This window comes from Vibrio sp. 1751 (assembly GCF_033339895.1).
Lineage (GTDB): Bacteria > Pseudomonadota > Gammaproteobacteria > Enterobacterales > Vibrionaceae > Vibrio > Vibrio alginolyticus.
On record NZ_JAWOVM010000010.1, the window covers coordinates 60,115 to 80,562 of the forward strand.

The window sequence follows — 20,448 nt, forward strand, 5'->3', positions numbered from 1 at the left end:
GCTGAGTACTTATTTAAACAAGCAGTGAAGTGATATAGGAAGGATAAGTAAAAAGTATACTAAAGCCCCAGGTGTCAACCGGGGCATGGTTTAAAGTTCGGTACAGACTTGGTTTCTGCCATTGGCTTTGGCGCGATAAAGAGCTTTGTCTGCACGATAAAAAGTTCGCTGAGTATTCTCGCCTTCTCGATGCAAGGTAATCCCTATGGATACGGTCAGCCCCCGTTCACCAAGAATATCGTCCCAACCATATTGATAAATCCGTTCACGATAATTCTCGGCATGCATTTCTGCGCGTTCCAGTTGGGTATTCTCAAGGATCACGAGGAACTCTTCACCACCAAATCGTACGCACGATGCGCCTTTAAATCTGAAGTAGGACGCCAGTTCCTGTGACACACTTTTGATCGCTTTGTCGCCAACCAAGTGGCTTAGTTCGTCATTGATGGATTTGAAGTGATCGATATCGATGACCATCAATGCAAATGCAGTATCGTGCAGAAGTAGATCTTTTAGTTTAACTTCTAACCAGCGTCGGTTGTGTAAAGACGTAAGTGGATCGGTAAAGACGTCCTGCTGTAGCTGAGCAACAGTATTTTTATGCTGCTTGGTGGTTTCTTTTAGTTCTTTGTTTTCTAGCTCTGACAAAATGAGTTTGAGTTGTAACTCAAAGCGTGAAAGTCGGCGTAGTTGAGCAGACCCTAACTCACCGATCGGAATATGTTTTACAAGATCAGATTCGATTCTATGCGCTTTTTTTTCACAATTTAATGCTTCTTGATACAACCCTTGAGAGGCGTAAACTTGACTCATCGCGTTATAAAAATGCTGAGTAACGATAGGAGATAGTTGCTTTTGAATCCTTTTACTGATGGAGTCCAACGTTAAATTAGCTAAAGAAGTGTGCCCTACACCGTTTAGACAATACGCAGTCTCAATTTTGACCATCGTGGATAACCAGTATGTCGTGGCACTACCCGTTGTGTACTGAACATTCGAAATAGCCAGCAACGCATTGGGGTAGTCTTCTTGCAGACGATGTAATTTGGCTCGGTAGAGGTGAATTTGTGCGGCGAGGTTTTTATCACTGACGAGAATGCTCAGTTCTTCACATTCACTCAATAGTTCTTTGGCGTCTGCGGTACGGTTCAAGCTGATATAACAGGCAAGCATGTACAGCTTGTAACGAAGGCGTAGGGATCGACTGCCAATAGCGTGATCGATAGCATCTATTTTTTGATAATAACGTAATGCACGTTGGTGATCCCCATGGGCATCGCACAAATTACCCATTCCAATAATGGCCAATACGTACTCATCAATATAGCCGTACTCGACGGCGATATTGGTTGAAGCAACATACTCGGTTAATGCCGCATTGTAGTCACCTACTTCAACCAAACGCTCACTCAAGCTTGCTTTCACAGAAAGAATATCTTCTACATCCTCTGGTAAAACAAGCAACTCAAGCGCTTGTTTCAATTCACTAATGCTGTCGTTGAGCTGTTTGATCTCTCTTCGATACTCGGCGCTAATGATATAGCAATGCGCTTTCTCTCGGTTTGTTGACGCAATATGTAACCCTATGTGTTCCCATAGCGTAATCGCTTCTTCACCTGAAACGGAAGAAGGATCGATACCTGCGTCAGTCACCTTGCTAAGCAGTTGTTCCATTCTTCATTACCTCAATATAACTTTCTTCGAGCTGTTCTAACGTGAATGGGAAGGTCAGGATATCTTGCAAATACAGTATCGGTTTCGGGCCTTTGATTCCGCGTCGCTTCCATGGATAGATGTCTAACATCGCTTGGACAGTGCGGTAGACCTCTTCTGCTGCTTGACCTTTTTCTGCAATTAACATTGCTAGCCTGTTACTGGAAATTCTCGAGATGAGGTCGCTGGAGGTTGTCAATGCATGAACGAGCTCGGTACAAACATCGAGAACTTCGGGGCTTGAATGCTGAATCATAATGATGGCGTGGTTAGAGCGTTTGAGCTCCGTTTTAAACAAAACTAACTGTTCCCACCAGTAGGTCTCAGAAACGACATTAGAGAACTGTTTTTCAGGGTCGTATTCGTGTTGAGAGCGAATATGATTGATCAGCTTACGTGCTCGCTGCTCTAGTTGGCGTTTAGAGCCTCTTGCTTTATCCATGCTGATTCGGTGAGTTTGTTCTTTGAGCATTTTGAGTGCGTGCTTACGGTATTTCTTGAACGCGTTAAACGCAGACTCAAAGTCTCCTTGTTCTTCAGCGACTCGTGATTGTTGGAAGCAAATTTGGCTGAGTAGCTCACCGTGGTCGAAACTGAGTGCAGACTCTTCTGCTGCAAGTAGCAACTTGGCAGCGCTGTCTGTATTTTGGCGCAAAAGCTCAAGTCTTGCTCGGCTAATAAAAGAGTGTGCTTTCATCCAAACGAGATCATGCTCAATGGCGAGCTGGTGGGCTTTTTGGGTGGCTTCTTCGGCCGCATCAAGGCGTTCTAGTCCAAGCAGTGCTAACCCTTTAAAGTCCCAGATCTCGGCTTGCCACGTACTGTCATCATGATCTTTTAATACTTCGGTTGCTCCATCCAGTACCGTAAGCATCTCGACAAACTTATTTAGTAAGTAATAGTCCCAAGCTAATAGGATGCGCGCTTTGCCTTCTAACCAAGCAATACGAACATTGTTTGCCACTTTAACGGCTAACTCATGAGTTGAAGCGGCAAGTTGGTGTTCATTAGTGATGCGCCATACATTACCAAGCCCAATTAGAGATTCGATTTGAATTTCAACATCATCAACAAGAGCAGATTGTTCGAGCGCATTAATCCAATATTGTTGCGCGGAATAATACTTTGCTTGGCCCCAATATTGGAGTGCAAAAAGATGGAGAATTTCCGGGAGATGATCGTCGGTTTCAAGCTGTGTTTGTTTGCTGTAAGCGTCTTTGACGAGTTTTAAGCCTTGTCGGTAATCCATTAGGCACCAACAGCATTGCGCCATGATGAGTAAGGCTTTGATCTCTCCGTCCACAAATAAAATTTGTTCCGCGCGGATACGATATTGCTGCGCAATATTAAAGGTATGTTTAGGGGCCGATTTTATTTGGCCTTTAAGCTTAGTGAGATCATCTTCTAGCTGAATTTGGTTTTTATCCAACGTTCACATCCATGACTATCGAACTGGAAATCACACCTAATATTAAGTGGTTAGATGCATGTTTCTTTACCAAAGCGATGCGGATAACGTTTTGGTAAACGATCAGGGGCCGTAATGTATACCGTTACAACCCCTAATTACTACATCTAAATTACCAATAGAATAGCTACGATAGGAGCTGTTTGATTGTCAAAGGTGCATCAGAGACTTCTAACCTTTGTGCAGCGGTAAGACCTTGTTTATCCTGATAGCACAAATTATGCCAAGCTCTGAATATATCTAAAAGAGGTAAAATACCAGCAGGTCGTAATTTGCGACGTGGCTCGTTAATGAAGCTTTCGAAAAGAATCTGAAAGCGGTTTTGATAAAACTTCACATGACGAGTTGTCGCAACGTTAAACCATTTTTCAGGCTCATTTTGATCGCCAGCGAGGTAGCAAATGCCTTTGTGGTTTTCGTTTTGACTAGAGATTGCCCAACGATCGCGCCACCAACTCATATAGGCGATATCGACTTTGCCAAAGGGAGTGCTCATGTCCCAACTAGCGTCCTCTTCTACGTACATCAAGTCGACACTTTTCTCTTTAATACGAGGTAAACAAACGCTCAGTGCAGCTGAACGTAGTAGGGGATCTTGAGGCATGTATAGAGATACACGTTTGTTTGGGCAGCACATATCAAGTACGTGCAAATAGTGTGCATACGAGGTGTATGGCGGACGGACTAATGCCCCTTTTGAAGGGTAATGAAATACAGATAGATTACCAAGAGGGTCTTCTACGTTACCGCGAGCCAAAATTGTTTGGTATTTTTGGTCAATTCGCTCTCTGAGGTGATGAGAAGGTTCCGCAAGCGGCTCACTTGCTTCCGCTACGTACTCCTGGGAAACAAAACGAGACACCTCATCGTAAGGATTATGATCGAGCGTTGCGATTGGCTCTTCATCAGCGGAATAATTGACGTGCTGGCAAAGAATATAGCCAGAATGCGCTTCGCCAGAAACAATCCAATACACACCATTATTGCTGTTCGGTTGCAATGCAATATAGTTTGAGGCCAATTCATAATGCGTTGCGTGGTTTACCCAGCGCGCATCAATGGTTGCCAGCTTGCGGCGGCAGCGGCTAGCTATATGGTCAACATGATCGTAAAAGGTTTTTGGGTTAATACTAAGCTTGCGGCAGATTTCTCGTACGGAATATCCCGTAAACAATAAACCCATCAAGTTCTCTTGAAATTGAAGCTTCTTGTTGGCACCAGACCACTTGTCGACAAAGGTACTTTGACACACTTTACAGCGGTAACGTTGGCGATCGCCACTGTAACCGAAAGCGTGATAGAGGTGTTTGTGAGTGTGGACAGAAAGTCCAAAGTTGTCGCAATCATCATTACGGCAAGCAGGCAACCCGTCACTGTGGACGTGCCGCAGGCGATGAAGTTCGTTCACGACATCGCGATTATTAAGTAAGGGGGGGAAAGCTCCACATTCACGGCATACCATCGCCGGACGCTTAGGGTTCGCATGTTGCAGAACGTAACGCTTTGCATCACTCAATCCAAAGTTGTCACACGCCAATGTTTTACAAAAGTTGAGTTGTAACCCATCTGCGTCTTTTGGCAGTTCGCCGTTAGACACAATCGCCCCCTCGGGATAATTCGGGCAGCCAGCATAACTCTGGCTGCAAATTATTACTTACTATTTGTTCTTAGATGTTGATTGCAGTTTCTAGTGCAACTTTCATCATGTCGTTGAACGACTTCTGACGCTCTTCTGAGCTTAGTTTTTCACCACGGATGATGTGGTCAGAAACTGTCAGGATAGTCAGTGCTTTCGCGCCTAGGTCAGCTGCTACGCCGTAGATACCAGCCGCTTCCATGTCTACACCTAGGATGCCTAGTTTTTCCATCTTCTCGAAGATGTCTGCTTCTGGTGTGTAGAACAGGTCTGCAGAGAATACGTTACCTACTTTTACAGGCACTTCCTGAGCGCGCGCTTGGTTAACTGCTTCTTCTAGAAGACCGTAATCAGCGATTGCTGCGAAATCGTGGTTGTTGAAACGGATACGGTTAACTTTAGAGTCTGTAGAAGCACCCATACCGATAACAACGTCCATTAGTTTCACGTCGTCACGTACTGCACCACAGCTACCTACACGGATAACGTTTTTCACGCCGTATTCAGCGATTAGCTCGTGTACGTAGATACAGCAAGACGGGATACCCATGCCGTGGCCCATTACAGAAACTTTTTTGCCTTTGTAAGTGCCAGTAAAGCCGAACATGTTGCGAACGTCACAAACTTGTTTCACATCTTCTAGGAACGTTTCAGCGATGTATTTAGCGCGCAACGGGTCGCCTGGCATTAGAACTGTTTCAGCGAAATCACCTGGTTGTGCGTTAATGTGTGGGGTTGCCATAAGTGCTCTCCAAAGTTTTGTTTTGATAAAACGCCTCTATTATAGAACGCTATTACCAATTCTGTTGAACTTGTTCGTTTTCGTTGAGGCAATAATATCGGGACGTACAGTAGCCCCTTGAGAGCTTAGTCACAAAAACCACGCATTTAGAAACTGCAACTACTATTGATAACCAAATCTGTTGAAATCAAAAGAGCAATCGATTTGCTTTTGAGCAGTTTGTCGATTGCGCGCACAAATTCTTTGTTTTTGGGCCAAACTTTTTTCTGACAGCTGGTTGATCGAAATACTTTCGAGTGAAGTAAAACGATTAAATTGTACAACTTATTTTCTTGTACAATCTGGAAAGGCTTGCTATAAGTTATACAACAAAACTTTTTGTATAGGGATGCGTCATCATGGAATCTTCAATCAAAGTAGGTATCAGTTCGTGTGTTTTGGGTGAACGAGTGCGTTTTGACTCTGGTCATAAGGTGAGCAACTTTGTGACTAAAGAGCTCAGCCCGTATTTTGACTTTGTTTCGGTATGCCCTGAAGTCGGCGTAGGTATGCCAGTACCCCGTCCAACAATTCGTCTTGTTTCTAATGAAGAGCGTGTTGCATTGGTTGAAACCAAAAATCCAGAAAATGATCATACCGACAATATGCTCACTTACTCGGCCAATAAAGTAGATGAACTTCAAAGCGAGCAGCTTTGTGGTTACATCGTTTGTGCCAAGTCACCAACTTGTGGCATGGAGCGAGTCAAGGTTTACAGCAAGAACAGTGCTGCGAAAGAAGGTGTTGGCTTGTATACACAAACATTGATGCAAAAAATGCCTTGGTTGCCTGTTGAAGAGGATGGCAGACTTAACGACCCTGTATTGAAAGAAAATTTTATTACTCGAGTATTTTGTCTAAATGACTTTTACGACTCGATGGATGGTGAGCCTACTCGTGGCAAAATCATCGACTTTCATTCGCGCTACAAACTGACGTTAATGGCACACCACCCAGAGTCATACCGCTCCCTTGGCCGCTTAGTCGCTGATGTCGCTAATTATGAAATTGAAGACTTTTACCAAGAGTATCGTTTAGGACTGATGAAGGCGTTAACGAATCGGGCTAGCCGCAAAAATAACACAAATGTGTTGATGCATTTACAAGGGTACTTCAAACGCTCACTAACTAAAGAAGAAAAAGAAGAGTTAGCGACAGTGATTCACGACTACCGTATCGGAATGCTGCCTCTGCTAGCACCACTTACATTGATTAAGCATTACTTAAATACTTACCCAGACGAATATTTAGCAAAACAGAAGTTTTTAGAACCGTATCCGCAGGAGATGAGATTACGCTATGGTTTGTAGTTCAGAAGAAAAACTATACGCGATCCGAGATGTCGCAGAAATCACGGGTGTAAAACCAGTTACGCTGAGAGCTTGGCAACGAAGATACAACTTGATCCAACCTCAGCGAACTGAAAAAGGACACAGACTCTATCGCCAGCAAGATCTCGATACGATTCGCGAAGTCCAGAGTTGGCTCGCGAAGGGGATTTCGATTGGTAAAGTGAAGGGGCTGCTAGGAAAAAGCGCCGATGTCGAAGTCAAAAACGAGGTTCGCACACTCGAAGAAGTTGAAAACATGCTGCTTGCGCTGTCTACCCTGAATCGAGGAAAAGCAGAGAGTTTACTTGCCTCTGTTCTTAAAGAGTACCCACTAAAACTCGTTATTGATCAGTTCATTAGCCCAGTATTTGATGCGCTAGATATGGTAAAAGGATCGCTGCGATCTTTGCAGGTGGGGTTATTTCAGACTTGTTTGATCACTCGACTTGCCCTTGTTATCGATTCTGAAAACAAAGCAGCTTCCAAAGGAAAGTGTCTGCTCATTAGCTTTGAACAAAACAGAGAGGCCGAGAGTTGGATTCAAGCAGCGAAGCTTTGTGAACAAGGGTATCACACGACTTTGATCGATAAGGTTGATGATGTTTCTGGTCTACTAGATCACGAGGTCGTTGAAAATGGTTCGTTTATCTACCTTTTCTCCAATAAAGCACTAGCTGCTAAACAAGTAGCGTCCATCAAAATGCTTCACGCACAGCTAGGTGATCGGATGGGGTGCTCTGAAGTGATAGAGAAATTACACCTAACTTAGTAGACAAAAGATAGGAGCTACCATGATTTTAGTATGGTTTCGACGTGACTTACGTACGTTAGACCACACGGCACTCAAAGCGGCATTGGATTCAGGTCAGCCTGTCGTCGCTTGCTTTATCGCGACGCCAGAGCAGTGGCGGGAGCATCACATGGCGCCGATGCAGGCAGACCTCATTGCTCGTCGCTTAGCTTGTCTTAACGAGGAGCTTGAAAGCCTTAATATTCCCTTTTTGTACAAAGAGGTACCGTCGTTTTCCGATTGTACAGATGTGATTAGTGGGTGGGCGGAAACACTTGAAGCCACGTCTGTCATGGCAAACATTCACTATGAGGTGAACGAACGAGAGCTCGATACACAAGTAAGTGAAGCGTTAGCTTCTCACGATATCGAATTTGAACTGTTTCATGACAAATGTGTGCACGCGCCAACGACGGTTCTTAATAAGCAAGGCGAATGTTTTAAGGTGTTTACGCCATTCAAGCGTGCTTGGTTAACGCAGTTCCATATGCCGACGGTAGTAAAACCTCACGAGCAAGCGCCACTCAATAAAAAGGTACTCGAACAATTAGAGTCGGCTCGATTTAATTCAAGCTTCACATTTAGCTATGCTCGAGAATCCAGTGAAGACTGGCTGGCTTCGACTAATGATATTTTGATGCAGCTTAGGGAATTTGCACGGGAGCGCAGTGACGCGTATCAAAGCGAGCGAGACTTTCCAGCTATTGATGGCACTAGCCAACTGTCTCCATACCTTGCGATTGGCGCGCTATCACCAAGGCAGTGTATTGCTCGTTTGTATGCTGAAAATCAACAAAATGACCTTACAGAAGGGAAAGCAACTTGGTTAAGTGAGATCATTTGGCGTGAGTTTTATCAGCACCTATTGGTTTTCGAACCAAAACTCGTCAAAGGCAAAGGATTTATCGATTGGGAGGATAAAATCCAGTGGTCCTATGATGAGAAAGCCTTTGAGCGATGGAAGACAGGAACAACAGGATACCCAATCGTTGATGCAGCAATGCGTCAGCTCAATCAAACAGGTTGGATGCACAATCGATTACGTATGATTGTCGCGAGCTTTCTTACCAAGGACTTACATATTGATTGGCGATGGGGAGAAGCGTACTTCATGAGTAAGCTGGTGGACGGCGATTTTGCAGCGAACAATGGTGGCTGGCAATGGTCTGCTTCTACGGGCTGTGACGGGCAGCCATACTTTCGTATTTTCAACCCGATAAGCCAAGGCGAAAAGTTCGATGCTAATGGTGAATTTGTGCGCCATTGGGTACCAGAAATCAAAAGTGTACCGAACAAATACATCCATAAACCTTGGACTTGGGAGGGCTTTTCTTTACTGGAATATCACAAGCCGATGGTTGATCACAAGACAGAAAGAGAGATAACCTTACAGCTCTTTAAAAGTGCCAAGGAATAGAGTGAAATGCTTAGCAAAAAGCGATCAATGAGTTTCGCAAAACGTACCCTGCTATCTGTGTCGTTATCTTTAGTGAGTGGTCTATCATTCGCTAAGATGTACGAATTACCAGAGGATGGAAGCCGTTTAATTGGTCGCCTTGAAAACCACGTCGTTCAAGAAGGCGAAACCATGGCAAATATCGCTAAGCTCTACGATGTGGGTATGCTAGGTTTAATGGCCGCAAACAAAGGCGTGGATCCCTTCTTACCAGAAGAGGGGCATGTTCTTACTATTCCGACACAGCTAATCCTCCCAGACGTACCTTATAAAGGTATCGTTATTAATCTTGCCGAGCTGCGCTTATATTACTTTCCGAAAGGAGAGGATATTGTTCATGTATTTCCTGTCGGAATTGGCCGAATAGGGCGCGATACCCCAGTAATGACAACGCGTATCAGCCAAAAACGACCGAACCCTACATGGACTCCTCCAGCCTCTATTCGTGCCGAGTACAAAGCAAAGGGCATTGATCTACCAGCCGTTGTTCCTGCGGGGCCTGATAATCCACTTGGTATGTTTGCATTGCGTTTAGCTTACGGGAATGGCGAATACCTAATTCATGGTACCAACAAGGACTTTGGGATTGGTATGCGAGTCAGCGCGGGTTGTATTCGTATGGACCCAAGTGACATTGAGTGGTTATTTGACAAGGTTCGTAACGGCGAAGACGTTAATATCATTAACCAGCCTATCAAAATGACACTTGAGCCTGACAGAAGTGTGTTCTTAGAAGCACATGAGCCTTTGACTCGTAGTAATGGCGAGAAAGATGAACTGAAAGTGCCGAAAGAGTTAAAGTGGTGGTTGGATGAATTCGGTATGAAAAACGTGAAGGCTAAAGCAGCAATCGCTGCACAGAATGGGGTTCCTATCGAAATAACCGCGCCTTAACGGGCGTTAAGACGCGGTATTAAATCTTACTTAGTGTAAGACTGAGCGATGTTATCGATACGCTCGTTAGCACGCTCAGCTTCTTCTTGAGCAGCCATTGCTGCTGCGCCTGATTTTTGAACGTCAGATTGAAGAGCTTGTACGTCTTGGCTTAGTTGGCTAACTTGGTTGCTTAGTTCGTCTAATTTTGCTGCATTTGCTGTAGCTGCGTCATCAGAAGAAGCACAACCGGCTAGTAGAAGTACTGAAGTTGCTGCAGCTGCGATCAACGTTTTGTTCATATAAGAACTCCTTGCTTATAGTGAAAGTCTCGCTACTAACTATTATTTTATACAGTAGCGAGGTTAAATGTGGTTACATTTTATCAGTACATGATGTAGCAAAAGTCAAAAAAACCCAAGAATTTCATGGAGTACCTGACGTCAACTTTTACCTGAACTTAACAAAGTTTAACTACCTATCCTTTATTTCGTTCTCACAACAGTTTTCATAGCAGGTGTATTTGCCACGTTCCTGATATCAATAATTTAGACGATATTGACACAAATGAAAGTTTATTGGCCCAAATAACTGCTATTTAAGTCGTTTTGTTGATGGATAGAAGGCATATTTGAACGGCTTTTCTCTAAACTTCCTGTCCAGCTGCTCATCAAAAAGGCTAGTCTTTACTCTGAACTGAGCCACAAATGATGTTTTACCGTTACCACAGGGAATTAGTTTGTGTGATCTCTATCTATACTCCTATGATTTGCGGTATTATACCGAGCTTTATTTTTTTGCTGCGTTAGAGCGGAAACGACACTACAGAGCGCTCAGACGCTGACTGATTTATTGGAGAATACTTTGCAATTTAAAGATCTAGGCCTAGACAACCGATTGTTGAAGAACCTAAAACACTACGATTTTAAAAAAGCGACTGACATTCAGCAGCAGGCGATTCCTGTTGCGATTGCAGGCAAGGATCTATTGGCATCTTCGAAAACAGGTTCGGGCAAGACTTTGGCGTTTGTATTGCCAATGCTTCATAAGTCTTTAAAGACAAAATCGTTTTCTGCGAAAGACCCGCGCGCGGTAATCCTTGCTCCTACTCGTGAGCTAGCGAAACAAGTATATGGTGAGCTTCGTTCTATGCTAGCTGGCCTATCTTATGAAGCAGCACTGATTTTGGGTGGTGAGAACTTTAACGATCAAGTAAAAGCTCTGCGTCGTTACCCGAAATTTATCGTGGCGACACCAGGACGTTTGGCTGATCACTTAGATCATCGTTCGCTTTATCTGGATGGTTTGGAAACGCTGATTCTTGACGAAGCAGACCGCATGTTGGATTTGGGTTTTGCACCAGAGCTTCGTCGCATTCATAAAGCAGCCAAGCATCGTCGTCGTCAAACGTTGATGTTCTCTGCGACATTAGATCATGCAGACGTCAATGAAATCGCGGCTGAAATGCTCAATGCGCCAAAGCGAATTGCTATCGGCGTTTCTAACGAAGAGCATAAAGATATCACGCAAAAATTTTACTTGTGTGATCACCTAGATCATAAAGAGGCAATTTTAGATCGTGTTCTTTCTGAGGCTGAATACCGTCAAGTTATTATCTTTACGGCAACGCGTGATGATACTGAGCGACTAACAGAAAAGCTGAACGAAAAGAAACTGAAGGCTGTAGCACTAAGTGGTAACTTGAACCAGACTCAACGTAACACCATTATGAGTCAGTTTGAGCGCGCAGTGTTTAAGATCCTTGTAACGACTGATGTTGCTTCCCGCGGTTTGGATATTGCAACTGTGACACACGTCATCAACTTCGATATGCCAAAGCATACCGAAGAATACGTACACCGAGTTGGTCGTACTGGTCGTGCTGGAAACAAAGGGGATGCAATCTCTCTTGTTGGTCCAAAAGACTGGGATAGCTTTAAACGTGTAGAAGCATACCTACAACAAGATCTTGAGTTTTCAGTGTTCGAAGATTTGAAAGGTAAGTTTAAAGGCCTTAAGCCACCTAAACCAGATTTTCGCAATAAGAAAGCGACCGCAAAGAAAGCTCGCCCTCAAGCGAAAAAGTCGGCGAAAAAACCAGCTAAGCGTGACAAGAGCTTCTACAAAAACGTATCTGTGGGTGATGATGTCTTCATCCCTAAGAAAAAACCAGCGGCACCGAGCTCTGAAGAGTAAAAGCTGCTGTAGTTTCCCATTGATTTTAGTTCTTAAAAATCCGAGTGTTCGCACTCGGATTTTTTATGTCTGTCGCTAGGTGAAATAGCGCCTTTCCATACTCACTCGTTTGTCAGCTTTTATATTTGTCTGGTTGTATATAAACAGCATAGAACGCTAATTTAGGAAGTTATTAAGTTTTATTACCTCGGTCAAAGCAAACGTTTTTCCTCACACACTAGATAAAAATCTCACATGATTGTGAAAATGATAATTGATCTCATTTTTATTTAAGGGCAGAATACGCGCCATTGTATTAATCCTATAAATGAATTCGCTCTCTATATGAAATTTACTCATGTTTTTTTAGGGCTCATAATTACCTCTAGTTCTGGCTTTGCTGCTGATGATTTCAACTGGCTTCGAGATGATGCTCGTAAAGATGAGCGAGTTCTTACCTACCTAACAGAACAAAACCACAAAACTGAACAGCACCAAAAAAGTTATCAGACGTTGACAAAAAACTTACTCACGCAGTGGGATACCATGGTGGCAGACAAAGGTGATAAGCCATGGTCGATCATGAGTGGAAGAGAGTGGACGCTAATGCGTCGCGATGGTCGTTACTTACTATTATCCCGTGCGAGTCAACATGCACCAGAAAACGTGGTGTTCGATTTCGATAAACGACAATCTGCGCATCAGTACTACCAACTTGGTCAATGGCAAGTGAATGGTGACACATTACTTTTCACGGAAGATATCGACGGCAGCGAACAATATCGCGCCGTGGTTGTTGATTTACTCTCCGGTCAATCTACGGAACTGGTGACGCACGTCGATAGTGGCGTATTGTTGTCACCTAACGGGAAAGTGGCATTCCTTGTTGCAAAAGAAAAGCGTACCCAGCGACCTCATCAGATCTTACGTATCTCCACTGAATCTTTGGCAAAAACAGTCCTATGGAATGAACCCAAGTCAGATTGGTTACTTTCTTTCTATCGTGCGGCAGATAGCCGTTATGCTGTGCTGCAAAGCAACAACGAGTCAACAACAGAGCAGAAGCTTGTCGACCTAGAAACGGGCACTGTCTCAGATTCATTGCGAAAGCCTGAAGTGGGTGTGGAATATTACGCGGATGTGGCGAAAGGTTACATTTATCTGAAAAGCAACCTTGAAGGAAAGTTCGCCCTTTACCAAGTCGAACTCGCACCGCTTGGCGCAACATGGCAACGCTTCACCAATCCTCGTGAGCCGCTTGAACAGTTCTACCTTTATGATGCAGGAGTTGTGGCACTTAGCAAGCCAAACAATGTGTCGACTTTGACGGTGTATTCTTACCAAGGTCAGGAAAAAGTGATACTGCCATTGGAACACGATGGTAATGTCGCTTGGCTAAGCACGTTGGGCGATTTTGAATCAAACAAGATTCGTATCCGAAGCATGTCGATGACTACGCCTCCTCAGTGGGAAGAGTTCGATGTAAAAACGCTGAATAAATCCTTGTACTCTCAAGATGCTTACCAAGACTTTGATAGTCAGCGTTATGTATCCCAACGTATTTTTATTAAGCACGACGGCGTTTCTGTCCCGGTCTCTTTGGCGTATCGCAAAGACAAATTGCACCCACAATCTCCTGTGATGATTTACGGTTACGGCGCGTATGGTTTTACGATGAAACCGTACTTTATGCCTCAGGTTATCAGTTTACTCGACCAAGGTGTGATTTACGCTATCGCCCATGTCCGTGGCGGTGGGTACTTTGGCGATGAATGGCACGAGCAAGGCCGTGGTGTGCGAAAAGCCAATTCTATTGGTGATTTTGTCGCGGCCGCGAAGGCGCTGCAAACATTCGAACGTGGCAATAGAGAGGTTTTCGCCATCGGTTCTAGTGCTGGTGGCACGTTGGTGGCCGGAGCGGTTAATCAAGATCCTAAATTGTTTTCAGGTGCCGTACTTAAAGTGCCTTTTGTTGATGTGGTTGCAAGTATGTCGGATACCTCACTTCCGCTTACCACACAGCAGTATGGCGAATGGGGTAACCCAACCAAACCTGAACAATTGGCGTTAATGAAGGCGTACGATCCGATTCTCAATATCCATAAAGACGCTTACCCACCCATGTTTGTTCAAGTCGGTTTAATTGATCAGCGCGTGCCATATTGGGAAGGCGCAAAGTATCTGGCTAAAGTTTCAGCGTTAAGTGAGCGCAACGGGCCGTACTTGTTGCAAACTGATTTTAATTCGGGCCACCAAATGGACCCACGACAAGCGCAAGAACAACAAGCAAAAGAATACGCATTTCTACTATCACTCATTAAAACATCTAAAGCGGAGCAGTAAATGAAGCTTACCCCAGTGTCAGCGGCAGTACTTTCGGTACTTGCTGCCAGTCAAGTGCACGCCGAATCTAAGGTTTTCTCAATGGAAGAGGTGGTGGTAACCGCCAATAAAATCGATCAGCCATTGTCAAAAGTGGCAGGTAGTGTCGCGGTTATCACAAACGAGCAAATCGAAGAAAGAGGCGAGACCGAGCTATATGACGTGCTGCGTAACGAACCTGGTGTAAGCGTGACGGGCGGTGCAGGACGTCCGCAAAACATTACCATCCGTGGTATGACGGGTAACCGCATTATGATCGTTCGTGATGGCATTCGTTCTGCGGATGGCTTCGGTGCGAATGACATTAATGATGCCGTTGGGCGAGATACTTTTGATTTATCCAATTTTGAATCGCTGCAAATCATTAAAGGGGCAAGTTCTTCGGTGCATGGCTCTGGCGCGATCGGCGGTGTGGTGATTTTAGAATCCAGTCAGCCGGGTGATTTCTTAAAAGACAAAGACTTCTACACCGATGTTTCCGGTACTTACACCGATATCAGCAACAAGTACAAAGGCACGAGTAATCTAGCTTTTCGTTCCGGTGATACAGAGAGTTTGTTTAACGTTTCATACTGGCAAGGACAAGAAACACGTAACTTTGATGAAGATTTGTATAACCGCGACCTCGATGGTTACAGCGGTGCTTATACGATCAACCACTTTTTCAATGAAGAGGTGATGTTGAAAGCGAAAGCTGAACTCTACACCCAGAACCAAGAGCGTTTGGAGGGTTCACCGTCCATTCAACCTGATGGAATTTGGCATATTGAAGACTTTGCTGAGGATGAAACCACAGAAGAGTACAGCACTTATATTGGTGCAGAGGTGACTCCGATTAATCCAACTTGGTTCGAAGAGTTGGATACCAAAGTTTACTGGCGTCACACCGAAGTGGTGGAAGACACCAACCGTTTAATGCGCCAAGTGGATCACAATGGTTTGATCACCAAGCGTCGCGAGCTGGAACACAAAACCTTCATTGACGAAACAATTGGCTTCCGTGGCGATTTCACTAATACGATTTATGCAGCAAATGCTGAGCACCAATTGGCTTACGGTGTCGAGCTTTCTACTGACTATTACGAACGCACAGATAGCGACTCCAAGATTGATTGGAACGGAGTAACACCTTCGACCAAACAACCTTTCGCTCCTGCTCGTGCTTATAACATTGGTTTGTACGTTCGAGACATGGTGGAACTGGATAAATGGACCATCACAGGTGGCCTACGCTTTGATGCGCACCGTCTCACGCCAGACGGTGCGGGTGAAGTGGGCGGCTTCCCATTAAAAGACATGGATAGCTCAGAGGTATCTCCAAGCCTGTCGGTTTCTCGTGAAATGTTTGCCAACAACATTGCTTATGTATCTTATAACCATGGTTACCGTGCTCCGGAATACGATAAAGCGTATGGCTTCGTAAGCCACGACTTTGTGCCGCTCACGCCGTTTGTAATTGCACCAAACATGGATCTAGAAGCTGAAACTTCCGACTCATTTGAAATCGGTAACAAGTTCGATAACGGTCGCGCGTATGTCTATGCGTCTTTGTTCTACAACAAGTTTGAAAACTTCATCGACGTTGTGACCACGGGCTTTGACTCAAGCAATGGTAATTACATTAAACAATACCAAAACCTCGATGGTGTCGAGACGTATGGTGCAGAGCTTTCTGCGGGTTACGCGATCACTAAGCGATGGAACATCAGCACCAAGTTTGGTTACGTAGATGGCAAAGACGCGGAAGGTGAATACGTTCGAAGCATTACGCCATTCGAAGGTAACGCTCAACTGAAATACGCCAACCAAGACTTCAATGCTTACGTGGCTTGGAACTGGGCCGCGGCAATGGATCGCGTTCCTAAATGCCAGACCACGCTTGGCCTAGCGACAGATTGCGCGCAGACAAGTGCGTGGAATACGTTTGATATTGGCGCAACTTACCACGTTTCCAAAGACCTTCGTGTTAGCGCAAACATCATCAACCTGTTCGACAAAGAATACATCCGATACCAAGACGTAGCGGGTATCGCTGAGGAAAGTAAGCGTTACTCAACTGAGCCAGGGCGCTACTTCACGCTGACTGCAAAATACGAATTCTAGGACGAAATCATGAAGCTAAAACCATTGGCGTTTTCGCTGCTTATTGCTTGTACCCCTGCGGCACAGGCTGCAGAGTGGGATTATCCCGCAACGGACTCTGTGGTAACGGATGAAGCGCAAGCGAAAACTTATCTAGATAGCCACTACTCAGAAGCGGGCGAGTTTAAGTTCCGTTACAAAACCCAGTCTCAGCTTGGTGAGCATTACAATTTTGATGTTTGGGTAAACGGTGAATATCAAGCACAGCGCACCCTAGTAGTAACAACCGATAAAAATCATCACGTTGTGCGAGTGTTTAAGAGCCTTGAAGATACGATCATTCGCAACGGTAAACCAACGGTTGCAATGGAATTGGAATCGCCTCGCCAACTGCAAGCACAAGAGCCACCTGCTTTGAGCTCTGGAAGTCTGGTTAATGTTGAGGTTTCTTTATTCAACCCAGATCTTCGCACCATGCAACAGCAAGCGGCACCAGAATCGACGTGGTCAGCACTGTCTGATTACCCTCAGCCGATCGAGTACGTCACCAAGTCGATTGAGGTTTTACAGTCCGGCGGTAAGTTCTATTTGTCTAACCCAAGATTGAAGCAAGTGGATGCGACGGGCTTATTTGCAGCCCCAACACCTGGTGAAGCGCCTGTACTCGATACGTTGGACTTTCTCAGCGCAGAAGGGGTTCAAGCATTTGACAGTGTTGATGAGATGCAAAGCACCGAGTTTGGTGACAATGCGTTCCCACAGTTGATGGCTTTTTATCATCTTGATAGCTCGATCCAATATCTGACAAGCCTGACTTACGACTTGTTTGATGAACCGCTTCGTTTTGACGCTCGCGGTTTATCAAAAGATAACTCTACTTACTATTACGGTCCGAAAGCACTCATGCTGGGTGTCGGTGGTGTTTCTCCGGATGCAGTCGATGCTGATGTCGTGATACACGAGCTTGGGCATGGCATTCATTACCAAATCGTACCGGATTGGGCGTACGGTCAAACTGGTGCTATCGCAGAGGGTTTTGCTGATTACTGGGCGGGCAGCGCGAGCTACCGCATTCAATATTTGGATGCTTCGCGTCGTGGTCAAGAATTCGAGTTAGATACGGTGTTCAACTGGGACGGTGTGTTCGGAACACGCAAAACAACTCGTAGCTTATGGAACCAAAGAGCACGTTACTTCGAGAGCTCAGAGTACCCAGCGCACGTCAGTGTGGGCGGTGAACTAGGTGACGAGCTATGGTCAACGCCGCTGTTTCAAGCGCTTAAAGCATCGGTTGAACGATACGGTGATGATACCGATAGGGTGTTCCGCGAGTTTGACGCCATTGTTCTTGAAGGCATGTACGGCATTGGTCGTGGCGTGAAAATGCATGATCTGGCGGAGTCGACCGTGTTTGCCGCAAACACCTTGTTCCCAAATAAAGACTACGCTCAATTCCTGACGGACAGCTTCAACAGACACAACTTACTTAAAGCGCCTCTTCGTGTTCGCTATGACGCTCGATACATCGCACAAGGTCAAGACGTTGGTTTGAGCCTGAGCCAAACTGGCCGTGAAGCGAGCATCAAAGGGCAATGGCAGCTAAACAACGCATCTGTTTTCGACTTTGATGAAACGCTTTCTGACTCGACCTCAATGAAGGTGGCGTTACCAAGCGGTCTAACATGTGGCACGCAATTCGATTCCTCTATTTCATTGGATTATCAATTTGCTGAAGGCCTAAAGACTCACCAGTGGAGTGAAAAGGTGATGCTGGTTAATGGTACGCCAGAGCTCGATATCCAGCCTCAACCAGTGAACTCCGCTTTGCCGGAACAGGGCGACAGACTGTTCTCTCAGACGCTATCGGACAAGTCACGCACGATTGATGATTCGTTTGCGGTTTACCTGAACATCGAACATGACTCACTGCAAGATCTGCAAGTGACGCTAGTGTCTCCACAAGGCAAATCGGTCGTGCTACTTAGCCATCAATCAAGCAATACCAAAGGATTTAAAGGTTACTTCACCGCTCAGTATGCCGAGGAGTTACAAGCACTTGTCGGTCAACCGAGTTGGGGTACTTGGCGTCTCGAAGTGTCTGACCGAGTGTCAGGGAATTCTGGGGTGTTGAAAGAGTGGGGTGTGAGTCACTTTGCTCAGTATCAGTGTAGTGCTGATACCACTAAAGAAAGCAGTGGCGGTGATTCAGGTGGCAGTGGTTCGCCTTGGACCTTGTTAGGACTTGTCCTGCTTTCAATGGTGAGAGTGATTCGCTCTCGTTAATTAAAATCAAAAGAAGATAAAATCTATGAAGTTTCAATATTCTTTCGTTGCTATGTCACTAGCCCTTGCTGGCTGTGGCGGAGGTTCTGGTGGTGACACGTCGGCACCGACCTATGATGTAGCTGGCACCATCGTTTCTGCAGGTACACTTCTTGATACGCCAGTATGTATCGATTTAAACCAAAACTACGTTTGTGATTCCACTGAACCGAGTGCTAAAACGGATAATGCCGGTAAATTTAGCCTGACTTCAAGCGACAAAAACGTACTAACCAGCACCATTCTTGCTCAAGTTGATCAAGGTTCAAACCAAACGTTGCGTCTTGCGGCTCCGGGTCAAAATTTAGCAACGGGTAACACGGTCAATGGTGTAACAACGTTGCTCGCGGGTCTTGTAATTGACGGTAAAACCGTTGCTCAAGCTGAAGAGATTGTGAAAGCGCAACTCGCCGATGCCGGCGTTTCTCTTTCTGGTACGGTGATGTCTAACGCAGAAGCTAGCGAGCTAGACAAGCTAGAGCAAAACACGGTTGTGCTATTAGCTGCGATGCAACCAAAGCAAATGATCAAAGGCGTAGCGCTGCTTGCTCAAAATCTTAGCTTCCAAGGTAAATCGTTGGCCTCTGATCTTCTGTCTGAAGCGGAAGTAAGTGCATTTGCTGAAGAAATTGTAGCGGTTGCTGAACAAACGGTTGGTAGTAACGATACGGGCGCCGTTCTTTATTTTGCTGAAGGAGCAGCAGACGTAGCAGAGGTTCAAGCGTCTTACCCTGGTCAAGATGCGGAATACGGCTTCGACAAAGAGGACAAGCAAACGTCGACAGGCGCTGGCTTTAAGTTCGTTAAGCTAGATTCACAAGGTGCAGCTTTAGCTGCAGATGCGACTGAGTGGGCTTGTACTATGGACGAACGTACTGGTCTTGTTTGGGAAAATAAGAGTGCGGATGCGAGCTCGGTTCAATTTAAAGATCGCCTGTTTGCGTTTGAGTCTGAAGCATTTAAGCCATTTAGCAAAGATGTAGAGCTTGCAGGTTGTAAAGACGCTGGTGATGAAGTTTGTACCACTAGCCAATATGTTGAGTACATAAACAAACAATCGTTATGTGGAATCACTGGTTGGCGCTTGCCTACTTACCGTGAGACTTATGACTTACTAGACTTTGGTGAACAAACACTGTTTGCTCCGAACGATGAATATGCAAAATACAACGTCTATGGTTTTAATGTTAAATACTTTCCACAGCAAACCATAGGTAGCCCTTATTTAGGATATGGTGCGTTTTGGCATAGCGACTTTAAGTTTACGAATGCATCATCACAACTTATTGATGGCGAGATTTATTTCCCTGCGATTGTCTCCCGGGGCAAAGATAGAGGCACTATTTCATACGTCGAGATTCGATCAAGCAACACAAGTGCGGGTGCCGATGATTCTTACCAATTCCCAATCCGTCTAGTCGCAGTTAAGGGGCAATAAG

General features: G+C 45.1%; 14 protein-coding genes. 9 read left to right on the forward strand and 5 right to left on the reverse strand.

Features of this window, described 5'->3' with window-relative positions; genetic code table 11:
• Positions 1-90: 90 nt before the first annotated feature.
• From R7041_RS06005 to deoD, 4 genes are all read right to left on the reverse strand, one after another.
• Positions 91-1,674, reverse strand: a complete 1,584-nt coding sequence (locus tag R7041_RS06005) for a GGDEF domain-containing protein (RefSeq protein WP_017820511.1) — start codon at positions 1,672-1,674, stop codon at positions 91-93.
• Positions 1,658-3,142 carry a hypothetical protein gene (locus R7041_RS06010; protein WP_206949139.1) on the reverse strand — a complete coding sequence of 495 codons (1,485 nt, stop codon included), beginning with the start codon at positions 3,140-3,142 and terminating at the stop codon, positions 1,658-1,660. The genes R7041_RS06005 and R7041_RS06010 overlap by 17 nt, the downstream gene beginning before the upstream one ends.
• Positions 3,143-3,308: 166 nt before the next feature.
• Positions 3,309-4,778 carry a hypothetical protein gene (locus tag R7041_RS06015; protein ID WP_005383936.1) on the reverse strand — a complete coding sequence of 490 codons (1,470 nt, stop codon included), beginning with the start codon at positions 4,776-4,778 and terminating at the stop codon, positions 3,309-3,311.
• A gap of 70 nt (positions 4,779-4,848) precedes the next feature.
• Complete coding sequence (gene deoD, locus R7041_RS06020) at positions 4,849-5,559, reverse strand: purine-nucleoside phosphorylase (protein WP_005375140.1); 711 nt, start codon at positions 5,557-5,559, stop codon at positions 4,849-4,851.
• A gap of 398 nt (positions 5,560-5,957) precedes the next feature.
• Between deoD and R7041_RS06025 the strand changes: the two genes are divergently transcribed.
• From R7041_RS06025 to R7041_RS06040, 4 genes are read left to right on the forward strand one after another with little or no spacing between them, the layout of a single operon-like run.
• Positions 5,958-6,908, forward strand: a complete 951-nt coding sequence (locus R7041_RS06025) for a YbgA family protein (protein WP_005375141.1) — start codon at positions 5,958-5,960, stop codon at positions 6,906-6,908.
• Positions 6,898-7,698, forward strand: a complete 801-nt coding sequence (locus R7041_RS06030) for a MerR family transcriptional regulator (protein ID WP_064369639.1) — start codon at positions 6,898-6,900, stop codon at positions 7,696-7,698. The genes R7041_RS06025 and R7041_RS06030 overlap by 11 nt, the downstream gene beginning before the upstream one ends.
• Positions 7,699-7,720: 22 nt before the next feature.
• Positions 7,721-9,136, forward strand: a complete 1,416-nt coding sequence (gene phrB, locus R7041_RS06035) for a deoxyribodipyrimidine photo-lyase (RefSeq protein ID WP_064369640.1) — start codon at positions 7,721-7,723, stop codon at positions 9,134-9,136.
• 6 nt (positions 9,137-9,142) lie between these two features.
• On the forward strand, positions 9,143-10,069 hold the full coding sequence (locus R7041_RS06040) for a L,D-transpeptidase family protein (protein WP_025768560.1): 927 nt from the start codon (positions 9,143-9,145) through the stop codon (positions 10,067-10,069).
• A gap of 26 nt (positions 10,070-10,095) precedes the next feature.
• Here the strand turns inward: R7041_RS06040 and R7041_RS06045 are convergent, their stop codons facing one another.
• Positions 10,096-10,350 (reverse strand): Lpp/OprI family alanine-zipper lipoprotein, encoded by a 255-nt coding sequence (locus R7041_RS06045; RefSeq protein WP_005375145.1) that lies wholly within the window; start codon positions 10,348-10,350, stop codon positions 10,096-10,098.
• 550 nt (positions 10,351-10,900) lie between these two features.
• On the opposite strand from R7041_RS06045, the gene R7041_RS06050 reads away from it, so the two are divergent.
• The 5 genes from R7041_RS06050 to R7041_RS06070 all read left to right on the forward strand — a co-directional run bounded on the left by R7041_RS06050 (position 10,901) and on the right by R7041_RS06070 (position 20,447).
• On the forward strand, positions 10,901-12,244 hold the full coding sequence (locus R7041_RS06050) for a DEAD/DEAH box helicase (protein WP_005383932.1): 1,344 nt from the start codon (positions 10,901-10,903) through the stop codon (positions 12,242-12,244).
• A gap of 324 nt (positions 12,245-12,568) precedes the next feature.
• Complete coding sequence (locus tag R7041_RS06055) at positions 12,569-14,566, forward strand: prolyl oligopeptidase family serine peptidase (RefSeq protein WP_064369642.1); 1,998 nt, start codon at positions 12,569-12,571, stop codon at positions 14,564-14,566.
• A complete protein-coding gene (locus tag R7041_RS06060; protein WP_064369643.1) occupies positions 14,567-16,708 on the forward strand; it encodes a TonB-dependent hemoglobin/transferrin/lactoferrin family receptor in 2,142 nt (713 codons plus the stop codon). It begins immediately after the preceding gene.
• A 9-nt stretch (positions 16,709-16,717) separates the two neighbouring features.
• Positions 16,718-18,970, forward strand: a complete 2,253-nt coding sequence (locus R7041_RS06065; RefSeq protein WP_258512317.1) for a proprotein convertase P-domain-containing protein — start codon at positions 16,718-16,720, stop codon at positions 18,968-18,970.
• Positions 18,971-18,995: 25 nt separating this feature from the next.
• A complete protein-coding gene (locus tag R7041_RS06070; RefSeq protein WP_206949137.1) occupies positions 18,996-20,447 on the forward strand; it encodes a DUF1566 domain-containing protein in 1,452 nt (483 codons plus the stop codon).
• Position 20,448 lies beyond the last annotated feature (1 nt).

Excerpts from the sequence above, each read along its gene's own strand:
- R7041_RS06005 (WP_017820511.1), bottom strand. The coding sequence starts at position 1,674 with ATGGAACAACTGCTTAGCAAGGTGACTGACGCAGGTATCGATCCTTCT.
- deoD (WP_005375140.1), bottom strand. The coding sequence starts at position 5,559 with ATGGCAACCCCACACATTAACGCACAACCAGGTGATTTCGCTGAAACA.
- R7041_RS06025 (WP_005375141.1), top strand. The coding sequence starts at position 5,958 with ATGGAATCTTCAATCAAAGTAGGTATCAGTTCGTGTGTTTTGGGTGAA.
- R7041_RS06030 (WP_064369639.1), top strand. The coding sequence starts at position 6,898 with ATGGTTTGTAGTTCAGAAGAAAAACTATACGCGATCCGAGATGTCGCA.
- phrB (WP_064369640.1), top strand. The coding sequence starts at position 7,721 with ATGATTTTAGTATGGTTTCGACGTGACTTACGTACGTTAGACCACACG.
- R7041_RS06040 (WP_025768560.1), top strand. The coding sequence starts at position 9,143 with ATGCTTAGCAAAAAGCGATCAATGAGTTTCGCAAAACGTACCCTGCTA.
- R7041_RS06045 (WP_005375145.1), bottom strand. The coding sequence starts at position 10,350 with ATGAACAAAACGTTGATCGCAGCTGCAGCAACTTCAGTACTTCTACTA.
- R7041_RS06055 (WP_064369642.1), top strand. The coding sequence starts at position 12,569 with ATGAAATTTACTCATGTTTTTTTAGGGCTCATAATTACCTCTAGTTCT.
- R7041_RS06060 (WP_064369643.1), top strand. The coding sequence starts at position 14,567 with ATGAAGCTTACCCCAGTGTCAGCGGCAGTACTTTCGGTACTTGCTGCC.
- R7041_RS06065 (WP_258512317.1), top strand. The coding sequence starts at position 16,718 with ATGAAGCTAAAACCATTGGCGTTTTCGCTGCTTATTGCTTGTACCCCT.
- R7041_RS06070 (WP_206949137.1), top strand. The coding sequence starts at position 18,996 with ATGAAGTTTCAATATTCTTTCGTTGCTATGTCACTAGCCCTTGCTGGC.